At 73.7% G+C, this 12,603-nt stretch carries 17 protein-coding genes; 5 read left to right on the forward strand and 12 right to left on the reverse strand.

The features are described from left to right. Window positions 1-3 precede the first annotated feature (3 nt). Window positions 4-462 carry a hypothetical protein gene (locus AB0C22_RS04290; protein ID WP_219462031.1) on the reverse strand — a complete coding sequence of 153 codons (459 nt, stop codon included), beginning with the start codon at window positions 460-462 and terminating at the stop codon, window positions 4-6. 110 nt (window positions 463-572) lie between these two features. Here AB0C22_RS04290 and AB0C22_RS04295 point away from each other — a divergent pair, with 110 nt between their 5' ends. Continuing rightward, on the forward strand, window positions 573-2,279 hold the full coding sequence (locus AB0C22_RS04295; protein ID WP_219462028.1) for an acyl-CoA dehydrogenase family protein: 1,707 nt from the start codon (window positions 573-575) through the stop codon (window positions 2,277-2,279). A gap of 33 nt (window positions 2,280-2,312) precedes the next feature. Here the strand turns inward: AB0C22_RS04295 and AB0C22_RS04300 are convergent, their stop codons facing one another. The 9 genes from AB0C22_RS04300 to AB0C22_RS04340 all read right to left on the reverse strand — a co-directional run bounded on the left by AB0C22_RS04300 (window position 2,313) and on the right by AB0C22_RS04340 (window position 8,376). Further along, a complete protein-coding gene (locus tag AB0C22_RS04300; RefSeq protein WP_255597580.1) occupies window positions 2,313-2,843 on the reverse strand; it encodes a TetR/AcrR family transcriptional regulator in 531 nt (176 codons plus the stop codon). 108 nt (window positions 2,844-2,951) lie between these two features. Then, window positions 2,952-3,950 (reverse strand): tyrosine-type recombinase/integrase, encoded by a 999-nt coding sequence (locus AB0C22_RS04305; RefSeq protein WP_219462024.1) that lies wholly within the window; start codon window positions 3,948-3,950, stop codon window positions 2,952-2,954. Between the two features lie 97 nt (window positions 3,951-4,047). Then, window positions 4,048-4,470, reverse strand: a complete 423-nt coding sequence (locus AB0C22_RS04310; protein ID WP_219462022.1) for an Hsp20/alpha crystallin family protein — start codon at window positions 4,468-4,470, stop codon at window positions 4,048-4,050. A 187-nt stretch (window positions 4,471-4,657) separates the two neighbouring features. Then, window positions 4,658-5,356 carry a response regulator transcription factor gene (locus AB0C22_RS04315; protein WP_219462020.1) on the reverse strand — a complete coding sequence of 233 codons (699 nt, stop codon included), beginning with the start codon at window positions 5,354-5,356 and terminating at the stop codon, window positions 4,658-4,660. A 2-nt stretch (window positions 5,357-5,358) separates the two neighbouring features. Beyond that, on the reverse strand, window positions 5,359-5,997 hold the full coding sequence (locus AB0C22_RS04320) for an ATP-binding protein (RefSeq protein ID WP_308290742.1): 639 nt from the start codon (window positions 5,995-5,997) through the stop codon (window positions 5,359-5,361). 1 nt (window position 5,998) lies between these two features. Further along, complete coding sequence (locus AB0C22_RS04325) at window positions 5,999-6,598, reverse strand: hypothetical protein (protein ID WP_255597579.1); 600 nt, start codon at window positions 6,596-6,598, stop codon at window positions 5,999-6,001. A 7-nt stretch (window positions 6,599-6,605) separates the two neighbouring features. Then, window positions 6,606-7,283, reverse strand: coding sequence for a DUF998 domain-containing protein (locus tag AB0C22_RS04330; protein WP_219462018.1), 678 nt, complete (start codon window positions 7,281-7,283; stop codon window positions 6,606-6,608). A gap of 173 nt (window positions 7,284-7,456) precedes the next feature. After that, window positions 7,457-7,846, reverse strand: coding sequence for a cupin domain-containing protein (locus AB0C22_RS04335; RefSeq protein WP_219462016.1), 390 nt, complete (start codon window positions 7,844-7,846; stop codon window positions 7,457-7,459). Between the two features lie 44 nt (window positions 7,847-7,890). Continuing rightward, a complete protein-coding gene (locus AB0C22_RS04340) occupies window positions 7,891-8,376 on the reverse strand; it encodes a GNAT family N-acetyltransferase (RefSeq protein WP_219462014.1) in 486 nt (161 codons plus the stop codon). A gap of 32 nt (window positions 8,377-8,408) precedes the next feature. On the opposite strand from AB0C22_RS04340, the gene AB0C22_RS04345 reads away from it, so the two are divergent. Next, a complete protein-coding gene (locus AB0C22_RS04345; RefSeq protein ID WP_357534014.1) occupies window positions 8,409-8,540 on the forward strand; it encodes a VOC family protein in 132 nt (43 codons plus the stop codon). 289 nt (window positions 8,541-8,829) lie between these two features. Here the strand turns inward: AB0C22_RS04345 and AB0C22_RS04350 are convergent, their stop codons facing one another. Further along, complete coding sequence (locus AB0C22_RS04350) at window positions 8,830-9,777, reverse strand: alpha/beta hydrolase (protein WP_357533441.1); 948 nt, start codon at window positions 9,775-9,777, stop codon at window positions 8,830-8,832. Between the two features lie 105 nt (window positions 9,778-9,882). On the opposite strand from AB0C22_RS04350, the gene AB0C22_RS04355 reads away from it, so the two are divergent. Next, window positions 9,883-10,074 (forward strand): hypothetical protein, encoded by a 192-nt coding sequence (locus AB0C22_RS04355; protein WP_357533443.1) that lies wholly within the window; start codon window positions 9,883-9,885, stop codon window positions 10,072-10,074. A gap of 158 nt (window positions 10,075-10,232) precedes the next feature. Here AB0C22_RS04355 and AB0C22_RS04360 read toward each other — a convergent pair whose 3' ends face one another. Continuing rightward, entirely contained in the window at window positions 10,233-10,961 is a 729-nt protein-coding gene (locus tag AB0C22_RS04360; RefSeq protein ID WP_357533445.1) for a TetR/AcrR family transcriptional regulator, read from the reverse strand. A gap of 88 nt (window positions 10,962-11,049) precedes the next feature. On the opposite strand from AB0C22_RS04360, the gene AB0C22_RS04365 reads away from it, so the two are divergent. Then, window positions 11,050-11,946 (forward strand): NAD(P)H-binding protein, encoded by an 897-nt coding sequence (locus tag AB0C22_RS04365; protein ID WP_357533447.1) that lies wholly within the window; start codon window positions 11,050-11,052, stop codon window positions 11,944-11,946. A gap of 52 nt (window positions 11,947-11,998) precedes the next feature. Then, window positions 11,999-12,583 (forward strand): maleylpyruvate isomerase N-terminal domain-containing protein, encoded by a 585-nt coding sequence (locus tag AB0C22_RS04370; protein ID WP_357533449.1) that lies wholly within the window; start codon window positions 11,999-12,001, stop codon window positions 12,581-12,583. Window positions 12,584-12,603 lie beyond the last annotated feature (20 nt).

Raw genomic sequence — 12,603 nt, forward strand, 5'->3', positions numbered from 1 at the left:
GGTTCAGTACGGGTCCCCGCAGACCCGCCACCTGCCGTCCTCCTTCACCACCGGCAGTTGACGCTGCTCGGCGGCCCCACCGTCGCGGGTGACCCGCACCGCCACCTCACCGGCGGGCCGACCCCCCTTGGTGCGTACCGACACGTCGAGGATCTCGTAGCCGGTGACCACCGGTGGGGTGCGGACCCACCCGGCGAAACCGATCTCGCTCCACCGGCCCCGGGTCTGCGCGCACAACCGGCGGTAGGCCTGCTCCACCTGCCCCGCGGACAACTCCCGGAAGAACCCGTCGGCGGTCTCCCGCACCGGGCCGGTCGCGCCCACCACGACCTGCGCGTTCCACACGCCCAGCCCGGCCACCCCGACCAGGCACAGGCCGGTGGCGAGGCCACCCAGGAACAGCCCGGTGCGCACCGGGCGGTGCCGCCGCGCCGGTCGGGTCCACGCCTGTTCCACACCCATCACCTGCGACGGTATGCGGGCGGGGCGGTGCCGCGCAGCCGCTTCGCCCCTGTCGCGCCGCCGCGCCGATCGTCTACCGTCGGCGCACACCCCTGGTGAAGGAGCGACGGATGAGCCGTTACGTGCAGCCGGTGACGGACATCGACGACCCGTACGCCGGGGACGGGTTGCTGCGGTCGTGGTTGACCCGGCAGCTCGGGCCGGCCGGGCACGCCGCCGCGCAGGACCAGCTGACCGCGCTGGCCGCCGACGTGGTCGGGCCGTTGCGGGCCGCGCACGCCGACGCCGAGGCCCACCCGCCGACGCTGGTGCGTTACGACCCGTGGGGTGCCCGCGTCGACCGGATCGACACCAGCGTCGGCTGGCAGGCGCAGCGGGCCGCCGCCGCCCGGCACGCCGTGGTCGCGTTGCCCTACCTGGAGTCGGCGCGTGGCAGGTGGGGGGCCGCCGCCCGCGTCGTCCAGCACGCCCTGCTGCACCTGTACGGGCCGGAGTCGGCCACGTTCTCCTGCCCGGTGGCGATGGCCGACGGGGCGGCGGCGCTGCTGAGCAGCCCCGACGTCGACGTGCAGGTCCGTGACGCCTGGCTGCCCCGGTTGATCGCCACCGACCCGGACACGGCGATCGTCAGCGGGCAGTGGATGACCGAGTCGCAGGGCGGTTCCGACCTGTCCGGCACCAGCACGCTGGGGCGGCCGGCCGCCGACGGGTCGTGGCGGCTGACCGGGGAGAAGTGGTTCTGCTCGGCGGCCGACGCGACGGTGGCGGTGGCGTTGGCCCGGCCGGAGGGCGCCGGGCGGGGCAGCCGGGTCCTCGCCCCGTTCCTGGTGCCCCGGTACGCCGCCGACTCGCCGCTGGCGGGGAGCACCGCCGCCGCGCACCACCCCGCACCGGGGGTGGTGGTGCACCGGCTGAAGGACAAGTTGGGCACCCGGGCGTTGCCGACCGCCGAGATCGGGTTGCGTGACGCGTACGCGTTGCCGTTGGGTGACCCGGTGGTGCCGGGCCTGGTGCGGGCGATGACCCTGGTGGTGGTGACCCGGGTGCACAACGCCTCGGCCGCCGCGTCGGGGATGCGGCGGGGTCTGGCCTACGCGCTGGCGTACGCGCGCGGCCGGCACGTCGCGGGTGGGTCGTTGCTGGACAACCCCCTGCACCGGGCCACCCTCGGTGCGTTGGCGGTCGACGCGGCGGGCGCGTTCGCCCTGGCCGGGCATGCGTTCGCGTTGCTCGGCCGGGTGGAGGTCGGTGGTGATCCGCAGGCTGCCGCCGAGCTGCGGGTGGTCGCGCCGTTGGCGAAGCTGGCCACCGGTCGGCTGGCCGTGGCCAGTGCCGCCGAGTACGGGGAGGCGTTCGGCGGGGCCGGTTACGTCGAGGACACCGGGGTGCCGAGGTTGCTGCGCGACGCCCAGGTGCTGCCGATCTGGGAGGGCACCACGAACGTGTTGGCCCTGGACGTGCTGCGCGCGGTCACCCGGGAGGACGCCGGCGCACCGCTGCTGCGTCGGTTGGCCGGGGCGGTGGACCTGGCCCGACCGTTGTCCCCGGCACTGGCGGACACCCTCGCCACGGTCGTCGGGGAGCTGCGGGACACCCTGGGTGAGGTCACCGCCGAACCGGCTGCGGTGGCGGTGCTGGCCGGCGCGCGTAGTCTCGCCCTGCGGATGGCGTACGCGCTGGCCACGGCGTTGCTGGTCGAACACGCCGCCTGGGGTGACGGGCAGGCCGAGGTGGCCGCCCGGTTGTGGGCCCGGCGGTGGCTGCGGCACGAGGACATCTCCGCCGACGCCCACCACCACCTCGACCTGCTCTGCTGACCACGAGGCCCCGCCGACCGCGACGGCCGGGGGTCAGTGGCCGTCGGGGTGGGTGAGTGCGCCGTGCAGGAACAGGTCGACCAGTGCCGTGGTCGACGGCGGTGTGGTGCCCAGCGGCCCGGGTGGGGACAGCAGGCCGAGGAAGAGGTCGGCGAGCCGGTCGGCCGGCAGCCGCAACCGGTCGGCGTCGGGGGTGAACAGCGCGGCCACCGCCGACCGGACCGCCCCCACCGCCGCGCCGGTCGGCGGTGGGGTCTGGCGGGACCGGCCGGCGGCGTGCAGGGCGCCCAGCACCGCACCCAGTCGGGCCAGGTGAGCGTGGATCACCGTGGCGGCCTCGGTGAGTCGGTCGGTGAGGGCCTGTTCCCGGTCGATGCGGGTCAACCGGTCGAGCAGCGCGTCAGGTCGCAGGACCTCGGCGACGCAGGCGTCGAGCAGGGCCTGCTTGTCGGCGAAGGCGCGGAACACCGTCGCCTCGCCGATCCCGGCGGCCCGGGCCACCTCGGCGGTGGTCAGGGCGGTGCCCCGGCGGGTCAACAGCGGCAGGGCCGTCTGCACGATCATGGCGCGACGTCGGTCGGCGCTCATGGCCGGCGCGCGCCGCCGACGTCCCCCGGGTGCCGTCATGACACCAGGCTCGGGAGTGAGCGCTTACTCCGTCAATCGGTTTTCTCAGCTGCGCCGCCGCGCCCGGGCCGCCCAGATGACGTACGCCGGGTCCCGGTCGAGGTTGTGCCGGTCCCGGTCGTAGCGGCGGGTGGTCCGTGGGTCGGCGTGTCCCATCGCGTCCTGGACGTCCTCCAACGGCACCCCCTCCTCGCGGGCGGTGGTGGCGAAGGCGTGCCGCAGCGAGTGCGGGGACAGCTTCGCCGCCGCCGCGATGCCGGCGGTCTCGGCCAACCGGCGCACCAGCCGGAACACCGAGTGCCGGTCGAGGCGGCCACCGGTGGCGGTGGCCAGCAGCGGACCGGTCAACGCGTCCACGCTCACCCCCGCGGTCGCCGCCCGGTCGGCGAGGTAGGCGTCGACCGCGTGGGCGGTGCCGGGGGTGAGCGCGCGACGGCGGGCCTTGCCGCCCTTGCCGACGAACCGGACGCTGCGGTGCCCGCGCTCGGCCCCGAGATCGGTCAGGTCGAGCGAGACCAGCTCACCGACGCGTAGGCCGAGGTCGGCCAGCAGGGCGACGGCGGCCCGGTTGCGGGCGGCGGTCGGGCCGGTGTCGGTGTCGGCGGCGGCGAGCAGGGCGTCGACCTCCTGCGGGGTGAGCCCCACGGTTGCCGAGTGGTCCCGGTCGATGCGTGGCCGGTCGGCGCCGGCGACCGGGTTGGCGTCCACCGCCCGCAGTTTGACCAGGAATTCGTACCAGCTGGACAGCGCGGAGAGTTTCCGGGCGACGGTGGCCGGGGTCAACGGCCGCCCGCTGCGCGCCGACGGGGTCGCCTCCAACTGCCGGGCGTAGGCGTTGACGTCGAGGAAGTTGGCCCGCAACGGGTCCAGGTCCCCGGCGGCGCACCAGGTGAGCCAGCCGGCGATGTCGCGCCGGTACGCGTCGCGGGTGTGCGCCGATAACCGACGGTTACGCAACCACGCCTCGGTGAAGTCGACCGGTGTGCCGGTGAGCGCCGGGCGGGCCGAGGCGCGGGGCAGGACGGGGACGTCGGGACGCAGCATGCGAAAAAGACTCTCAGCCTCGGTGGGGATTCACCGTGAGGCGCGCCGGTGCACCGCTGCTGTGGGGCCGGGCCGGGCCCCACAGCAGCGGTGGCGATCAGGCGGTGAGCTGCTTGCGCCCGTTACTGGCGGTGACGGGAACCCGGCGCGGCTTGGCCCGCTCCGCGATCGGGATGCGCAGCGTCAGCACCCCGTGCTCGTAGGTGGCTTCCAGCCGGTCGGTGTCGAGGGTGTCGCCGAGGAACAGCTGCCGGGAGAAGGTGCCCATCGGGCGTTCGGCGGCGACCAGCTCGACGGTGTCGGTGGTGGCCCGGCGGCGCTGCGCGCGGACGGTCAGCACGTTGCGCTCCACGGTGCAGTCGATGCTGTCCGGGTCCACCCCGGGCAGGTCGAACGCCGCGTGGAAGTGGTCGCCGTCGCGCCAGGCGTCCAGGTGCATCACGGCGGGGCGGCTGGTGGTGCCGAAGAGCTGCTCGGCGAGCCGGTCGATCTCACGGAAGGGGTCGGTACGCATCAGCATGGTCGTGCCTCCTCGGTTTCCTCGGGCCGAAGGTCCTTGAGTTGAGTCAGGTCGACTCAACTCGTACTTCAGTATTTACCGCGTCGCGGCGCGCCCGTCAACCCGAAGATGGCCGACCATCCACCGGTCCCGCCGCCGCCGTCGCACCACCGCCCGCTCGGGGTGACGCGACCCCGCTGCGCCGGCGTCAACCGTCGGACGGTGCCTGTCCGGTGGGCGCGGCGGCCTCGCCCGGACGGACCAGCCCGGTCTCGTACGCCAGGATCACCAGTTGGACCCGGTCGCGGACGCCGAGCTTGGCGATGGCCCGGGTGACGTGGGTCTTCACCGTCAGCGGGCTGATCACGAGGTGACCGGCGATGGCGTCATTGGACAGGCCCGTCGCCACCAGCCGGACGATCTCCCGTTCGCGCGCGGTGAGCGCCGCGAGCGGCACCCCGCCGGTGCCGGCCGCCGGCCGGTGGGCGAGTTGCGCGACCACGCGGCGGGTGACGCTCGGGGAGAGCAGCGCCTCGCCGGCCGCCACGACCCGGACGGCCCGGCGCAGGCCGTCCGGGTCGACGTCCTTGGTGAGGAACCCGCTTGCCCCCGCCGCCAGGGCGGTGAAGACGTACTCGTCGGTTTCGAAGGTGGTGAGGATGACCACCCGGCAGCCGCGCAACTGCGGGTCGGCGACGATCTGGCGGGTGGCCGTGATGCCGTCCATACCCGGCATCCGGATGTCCATCAGCACCACGTCGGGCCGTAGTGCCCGGGTGGTGCGGACCGCCTCGTCGCCGGTGGACGCCTCACCGAGGACGGTGATGTCACGGTCCCGCTTGAGCAGGCTGCGGAACCCGGCCCGCACCAGGTGCTGGTCGTCGGCGAGCAGTACGGAGATCGCCATGGTCACCTGGCCACCGGAATCGATGCCTGGACCGTGAACCCGGCTCCGGCGGCGGGACCGACCCGTAGCAGGCCGCCGAGCGCACGGACCCGTTCCTGCATTCCGGCGATGCCGTGCCCGGCGGTGTCCGGGCTGCCGGGTTCGCCGGCCGGCCGGCTGGTCCCGAGATGGACCGGATCGCCGGTGGTGGCCGGCCGGTCGCACTCGACCGGCGTGCCGTTGTCGGTGACGGTGATAGTGACCTGTGCCGGTTCGTAGCACAGCGTCACCACGGCTCGGGTGGCCGCAGCGTGGCGGACGGTGTTGGTCAACGCCTCCTGCACGATCCGGTAGCTGGCCAGCGCCACCGGGGCGGGCACCGCCGCCCGGTCGCCCGTCTCCTGCAGTTCCACGTCGATCCCGGCGGCCCGCACCTGCGCGACCAGGCCGGCCAGCCCGTCCAACTGGGCCGCCGGTGACTCGATGGTCGCCGTGGACCCGTCGCGTAACACGTCGACCAGGGCCCGCAGGTCGGCCATCGCCCTGCCGCGCACGTCCTGGGCGAGCTGGAGCGCGTCCCTGGCCTCGTCGGGCGCGGACTCCAGCGTGTCCAGGGCCACGTTGAGGTGGACCCCGACGACGGCGAGGGTGTGCGAGACCACGTCATGCAGCTCGTGCGCGATGCGTATCCGTTCCTCCGCCCGCCCGCCGACGCCGGGCGTCGAGGTCGCGTTCGTAGGCGGACTGCCTCACCCGGGCGGCCAGTTCCTGCTGCCAGCCGCGCCGGTTGCGGTACGCGACACCGACCGCCACCACGAGAGCCAGCCAGAGCGCCTCGCCACCGACCCGGGCGACAACCAGATCCGGGCTGTGCCCGAGCACCGTCCACTCCCACCCGGCGGCATAGGCCAGGACGACGACGCCGGTCCCGACCACCCCGCCGATGCGTCCGATCATGACAGCGTGGGCGACCAGCACGGTGGCAGGCCAGATCCAGCCCACCTCCACCAGAGCGGCGCCCCTCATCGCCGCCATCGCCGCCACCGCCGTGAGCAGCGCGGCGACGGGCCACCGCCGACGGAGCACCACCAGGACGGCGAGCGTCCCGGCAAGCGGAAGGACGCCGTACAGGGTCACGCTGCCACCGGCGAGCGCGGTGGCGGTCGGCACGGCGACCAGAGTCAGCACGGCCAGGACCACGGTGACGGCCCGACGCGGCAACCCCGTCCCGCTCCCGGGCAGCGCGGCGCAGGAGCGATCCATCGATGACCTAGGACCACACCATCACCCGCTCGGCCAGACCGGTGACGGTCGACCACGCGCCGACCGCCAGGGACGGACCACCCATCACGTCGAAGAACGTGATCATGAACAGTGCGCAGGTGACCACCGACGACGCCGCCGTGACGGCCAGCCCACCGGCGACCGGACGCCACCGGGGATCCCGACGCCACACCCGGCTCAGCACGGCCGCGGCTACGGGCAGCGTCGTGAAGGCGAGCAGCGCGGCGATCCCGTGCAGCGTGCCGGCGATGCTCGGCGGCTGGTCCCACTGGCCGGGCGGGTCGGTGGGGAACACCCCGGCGACCAGCAGGCCGACGGTCCAGACCCCGAGCAGCGCCAGGCCGGTGCGGCCACCCCGGGTGTACCCGGCAGCCAGCCACGTCAGCGTCCCGGAGGCGACGGCCATGCTCAGCGTGCCGAGCGGCACCAACCACCCACCGTGCGGAGCGTGTACGTAGTGGCTGATCATCGTCTCGACCGGACTCCAATCCGGGTTGATCAGATCGGCCACGGCGAAGCCGACCAGCGGCAGGACCAGCCCACCCGCGGCGATGTCCACGGCGATCCGGCGGCCGGTACGCGGCGGGCGCGGCACCGTGGCCGGCGGGATCCGCCGCGCTCCACGGGATGGCGACGAGGTGCTGACCGGGTCGGAGCGGAACATGGGGCCTCCTCGATCGGGGATGCCCCGACGCTAGGGAAGTCCCGTCCTGTGCCGCTTCGTCCCGCGGATGTCACAGTGGTCGACGCCCACCGCGTACTCCCTACACCAATTGGCGTAGGCGTCGCCCGCTCCCGGACACCCCAGGTCCGACAGCCGGGTGGGAGTCGTCCGGCTCAGAGGGCGTGGCCGGTGGTGGCGTCCACGTGCGCGGGCACCTCGTCGTGCCGGTCCCCCACACTGGACGTCCCCGACGGTTCGAACATCAGGATCGACGCCCCGTCGGGAGCGGACGGACGGTGCGCCACCCCGCGCGGCACCACGTACACCGCGCCGCGCGGCAACACCACCGTCCGCTCGCCGGCGTCCTCCCGCAGCCCGATGCGCAGTTCGCCGTCGAGCACCAGGAAGAACTCGTCGGTGTGGTCGTGGGTGTGCCACACGTGCTCCCCGGCCACCTTCGCCACCCGCACGTCATAGTCGTTGACCCGGGTGACGATGCGCGGGCTCCACAACTGGTCGAAGGAGGCCAGCGCGGACACCAGGTCGATCGGCTCGTCGCTCATCGCCCCATCCTGGCACCCGGACCGAGGGCCAACCGCACCGCCGTTCAGAGGAAGCGGTGCATGACGTGCAGCCCGACCCTCCCCCGGGTCGGATGGTCGAAGGCCGCCGGCACGGTGCCGACCACGGTGAACCCCAGCCGCCGGTACAGCCGCTCGGCAGCGTCGTTTCCCTCGACCACCGCGTTGAACTGCATTGCCGCGTAGCCCTGGTCGCGTGCCCAGTCGAGAGCCTCCTCGGCCAAGGCGCGACCGACCCCCCGCCCCCGGGCGTTGCGGGCCACCATGAAGCTGGCGGTGGCGACGTGCCGGCCGGGGCCTGGCCGGTTCGGGCCCATCTTCGCGGTGCCCAGCACCCGGTTCCCCACCACGGCGACCGTGGTCCGACCGGGCGGACGCTCCACCCAGACGTCGCGCAGCGCCTCGGTCGACCACCGGGGGTCGTACGGAAAGGTGTCGCCTGCGGCGACGACGGCTTCGACGATCGCCCGAACCGCAGGCCAGTCGTCCTGGTGAAAGTCCCTGACCGGCATCGGCGCAGGCTACCGCCCCCACGGCCAGGCGGCTGTCCGGTCCCACGACCATGCCGTGGGGTGACCGCGCCCTGCTCTTCCGCGACCCCGACGGCAACATGGTCAACTTCTTCACCCCGGTGACCCCCGAGGCGATCGATCCGCCGCTGACCGGACCGGCGTAGCGGCGGTGCCCGTCGGGGCAGGACAACCGCAGCGGATAGCCAACCCCTGCACCTGGACCGGGAAACAACAGAACAGTCATTATGGTGCTACACCGTTATGCCCGTTTTGGCTGATCCAATTGCTGGTTTTTCATTACTGGTAATCCGTTAATTAATGCAGAGGTGGGTGGGTGACCATCCGGACGTCCTCCCTCCGGATGGTCACCACGGTGGCTCCCGCCGGGACCGACCGCACCCGGGCCACGCAGGATCCGTGCCGGGCCGTGGCCCGGGTGCGGGGTGGGCCGACTCAGCTCGTGTGGCGGATGATCGAGCCGGCGATCCGTTCGGTGAGCCCGGGCGAGAAGAACGGGTGGTGGCCCATCCCGGGCACGATCTCCAGCCGCGCGGTGGGGATCTGCGCCGCGACGGCCTCACCGTGGGCCGGCGGGAACAGCGGGTCGTCGCTGCCGTGCAGGACCAACGTCGCGGCCGTGATGCCAGACAGCGCCGCCCGCCGGTCGTGGTCCCAGCGCCGGCCGGCCAGATCGTGGTTCGCGGCGGCAGCGAGGTTGTCGGCCCGCTGGTGACAGTGCTCGACGAACCGCCGCGCAGCCGGCTCGTCGAAGGGCAGGACACTACCGTTGAGCACCCGCCAGGTCCGCACGTCGGCGTCCACGCGTTGACGGGCCGTCGCGCGGGGCGCCTTCGCCGCGTCCATCAGATGGCCGAGGAACCACGCCGTCGGCGGCGGGAGTTCATCAGCCGCAGGCGGTTGGCCCGCCATCGCCCGCGCCCACGCCGGACCGGGGTTGTTTCCCATCGGAGAGGAGGCCATCGCCGTCAGCGTGCGGACCCGTGACGCCTGGTGCAGGGCGAGCCACTGCCCGATCGCCGCGCCCAGCGACGTCCCCACGACGTGCGCGGCGGTGACGCCGTGACCGTCCAGGACACCTGCCGCGTCGGCCGCCAGGTCGGCGAGCGCGTAGGGGTGCGCCGTGAAATCGACGGAGTCGGAACGGCCGGTGTCACGGTGATCGAAGCGGATCACCTGCCGGCCACTGTCCACCAGTGCCTCCACCAGCTCGTCGGGCCAGCCGATGCCCTGGGTGGACGTGCCCATGATCAATAGGACGGTGGGGTGGTCCGGGTGGCCGAAACGCTCGGTCCACAGCCGGACGTGCCCGCGACGAACGAACTTCTCCTCGCCAGTAAGCATGCCGGCACCGTAGCGGTCACCGGATCGCACGTAATCCACTACCTGTTGTAGTGAAAGAATGCGCTCGTGGGATAATGGAGGGGTAGGGCGGCGGCTGCGGTGAGCCGGATCGCGGTCGCACACCACCGGCCTGACAATCGACGGGTGACGACGGCCCTGCACTACTACGTGGTCCACGACGGTGTCGGCGAGCCCGAGGGGTTGCTGGCCGAGGAGTTCCTTCTCGCGGGGGACCACTCCTGCGTCGGGCTGGTGGGTGGCGGCTGGAGTCGCTCGGAGGGCCGGTGGTGCGACGCGTCGGCCACCAGCCGGCGCCTGCGCTACGGGCCCGGGTGACACCCGTCAGTCGGACCGGCGCGGCGACGCTCTACCAGGAGCTCTGCGGGGCCGCCCTGCCGCACGAGGCCGTGCTGCGGACGTGCTTCGGTGCACCTGCCGTACCGCCGTCGCCGCCCCTGCTGCCCGGGACCGGGACGCCGGCGGGTCCGGGTCGGCTACGGCTGCGGGTGGCGCAGCCGGGCCAGTGACCGGTCGAGCCACTCGGTCAACAGCGTGCGTTCGGCGTCGGTGAGGCCGGGCAGGTCCGGCGTCAGCGCCGCGAGGGTCACCGCGACGGTGCGCAGGGTCGGGTCGGGGGTCACCGGGGCGGCGGTGAGGATGCCGCCGAGGACGGCGTCGAACACGGCGTCACCCAGTCCGGGGTCGCGTTCCGGCGTGGGGGTCCCCAGCAGGGTGAGGATGACGCCGGTACCGGCGGCGTGGATCATCATGGTGGCCCGCTGCTCGTCGACCCGCAGCAGGCCGGCGGCGGCGAGCCGGCGCACCCGCGAGCGCAGCACCGCGAGACCCGCCACCGACGCCGGTGACGGGTCGCCGGGCCCGCGCGTGCCGAGCAACCGGAACAACTCGGGGTTGGCCAGGCCGAACTCCAGGTGCGTACGCCACCCGGCGCGCAGCTCGGCCACCGGGTCCTGCGGGGCGGCATCCGTGAGGTGCGTCTTGGTGGCGACGTAGCTGGCCAGCACGTGTTCGGCGACGGCGTCGACGAGGCCGTTCTTGTCACCAAACAGCCGGTAGATGGTGGGTGCCTGTACGCCTGCGGCCTGGGCGACGGCTCGGGTGGTCACCGCGTGTGCCCCGTGTTCACGAAGCAGGCGGGCGGCTGCCGCGACGATGTCGGATCGCACGTCGTCGCGGGGCGGGGTGTCGGGCGTCACGGTCACGAATCAACGATAACAGCCCCTTGTTAGCGGCGAAATATCGGTGTTAACGTCTGCGGCGTAACGTTGATTAGTCGAAGGGGTCGCTCTCGTGTTCGTCATCACCGGTGCCACCGGGCAACTCGGCTCCCGGATCGTCGACCAACTGCTGGCCCGGGTGCCCGCCACCACCGTGCAGGTGAGCGTGCGCGACGTCGACAAGGCCGCCCACCTGGCCGAACGCGGCGTACGGGTCCGCCGGGGGGACTTCACCGAGCCCGCCACGCTGGAGCACGCCTTCGCCGGGGCCGACCGGGTGCTGATCGTGTCCGCCGCCATCCGGGGCGGCGACGCGGTCACCGCGAACCGGGCCGCCGTCGACGCCGCCCGCGCCGCGGGAGCCGCCCGCATCCTCTATACCAGCCACCAGGCCGCCTCCCGCGAGTCGCTCTTCCCCGCCCAGGTCACCCACGCCGCCACCGAGGAGCACCTGGCCGCGACCGGGGTGCCCTTCACCGCCCTGCGCAACGGCTTCTACGCCGGCGCCCTCGGGTTCGTCATCGGCGACGCCCTGACCACCGGCCGCCTGGTGGCACCGGCCGACGGGCCGGTGTCCTGGACCGCGCACGACGACCTGGCCGAGGCCGCCGCCATCGCGCTGACCGGTCAGGGCGTGCTCGACGGCGTCACCCCCGCGTTGACCGCCGGGGAGATGCTCGACCTGGCGGACGTCGCCGGCATCCTCACCGACCTCACCGGACGTACCGTCACCCGGGTCGTCCTCGACGACGACGAGTGGCGGGCCACCGCCGTCGCCCGGGGCATGCCCGGGGCCGCCGCCGACTTCACCCTCGGCATGTACCGGGCGGCCCGGCGGGGCGAGTTCGCCGTCACCGACCCGACCCTGGGGGCACTCCTCGGCCGGCGTCCGACGCCCGCCCGGTCGGTGCTCGAAACCCTCGTGGCCGCCGCGTCTGCCACCGGCCCGCAGCCCGCACGTCGGGCCTGAGCCACGCCACACGGCCCGGCGCACGGGACACGGTGGTGCGAGGATCGGTCGCATGCCCACCGAGGAACGGCTGACCGGTCGCGGGGTCCGGGACGCCATCGACGAACTGACCCGCACGCTCGGCCCGCACACCGACCGGGACTGGACCGCTCCCGCCGGTGACCTGGACTGGTCGTGCTGGACGACCGCCGCGCACATCGCCCATGACCTGCTCGGCTACGCCACCCAGCTCACCGGCCGCCCCGACACCGCCTACCTCCCGCTCGACCTGCGGGTACGCCCCGACGCCACCCCGGCGCAGGTGCTGGTGGTGGTGGCCGCCTGCGGGGGGCTGCTCGCCGCCGCGCTCGACACCGTGCCCGCGCACACCCGGGCCTGGCACTGGGGGCCCTGCGACCCGCCCGGCTTCGCCGCCATGGGCATCGCCGAGACACTGCTGCACACGTACGACATCACCGGTGGGCTCGGGGTGACGTGGCGGCCCCCGGCGGCGCCCAGCGCGGCGGTGCTGGGACGACTGTTCCCCGACGCACCCGCCGGTGATCCGGCCGACGTGCTGCTCTGGATGACCGGGCGGATCGCCCTGGACGGCCGGCCGCGACGCATCGACTGGACCTGGCGGGCCGCCGTCGGCTGAGCCGCAGCCGGGCCGGATCG

This window comes from Micromonospora sp. NPDC048894, from assembly GCF_040649765.1.
GTDB classification, from domain to species: domain Bacteria; phylum Actinomycetota; class Actinomycetes; order Mycobacteriales; family Micromonosporaceae; genus Micromonospora; species Micromonospora antibiotica.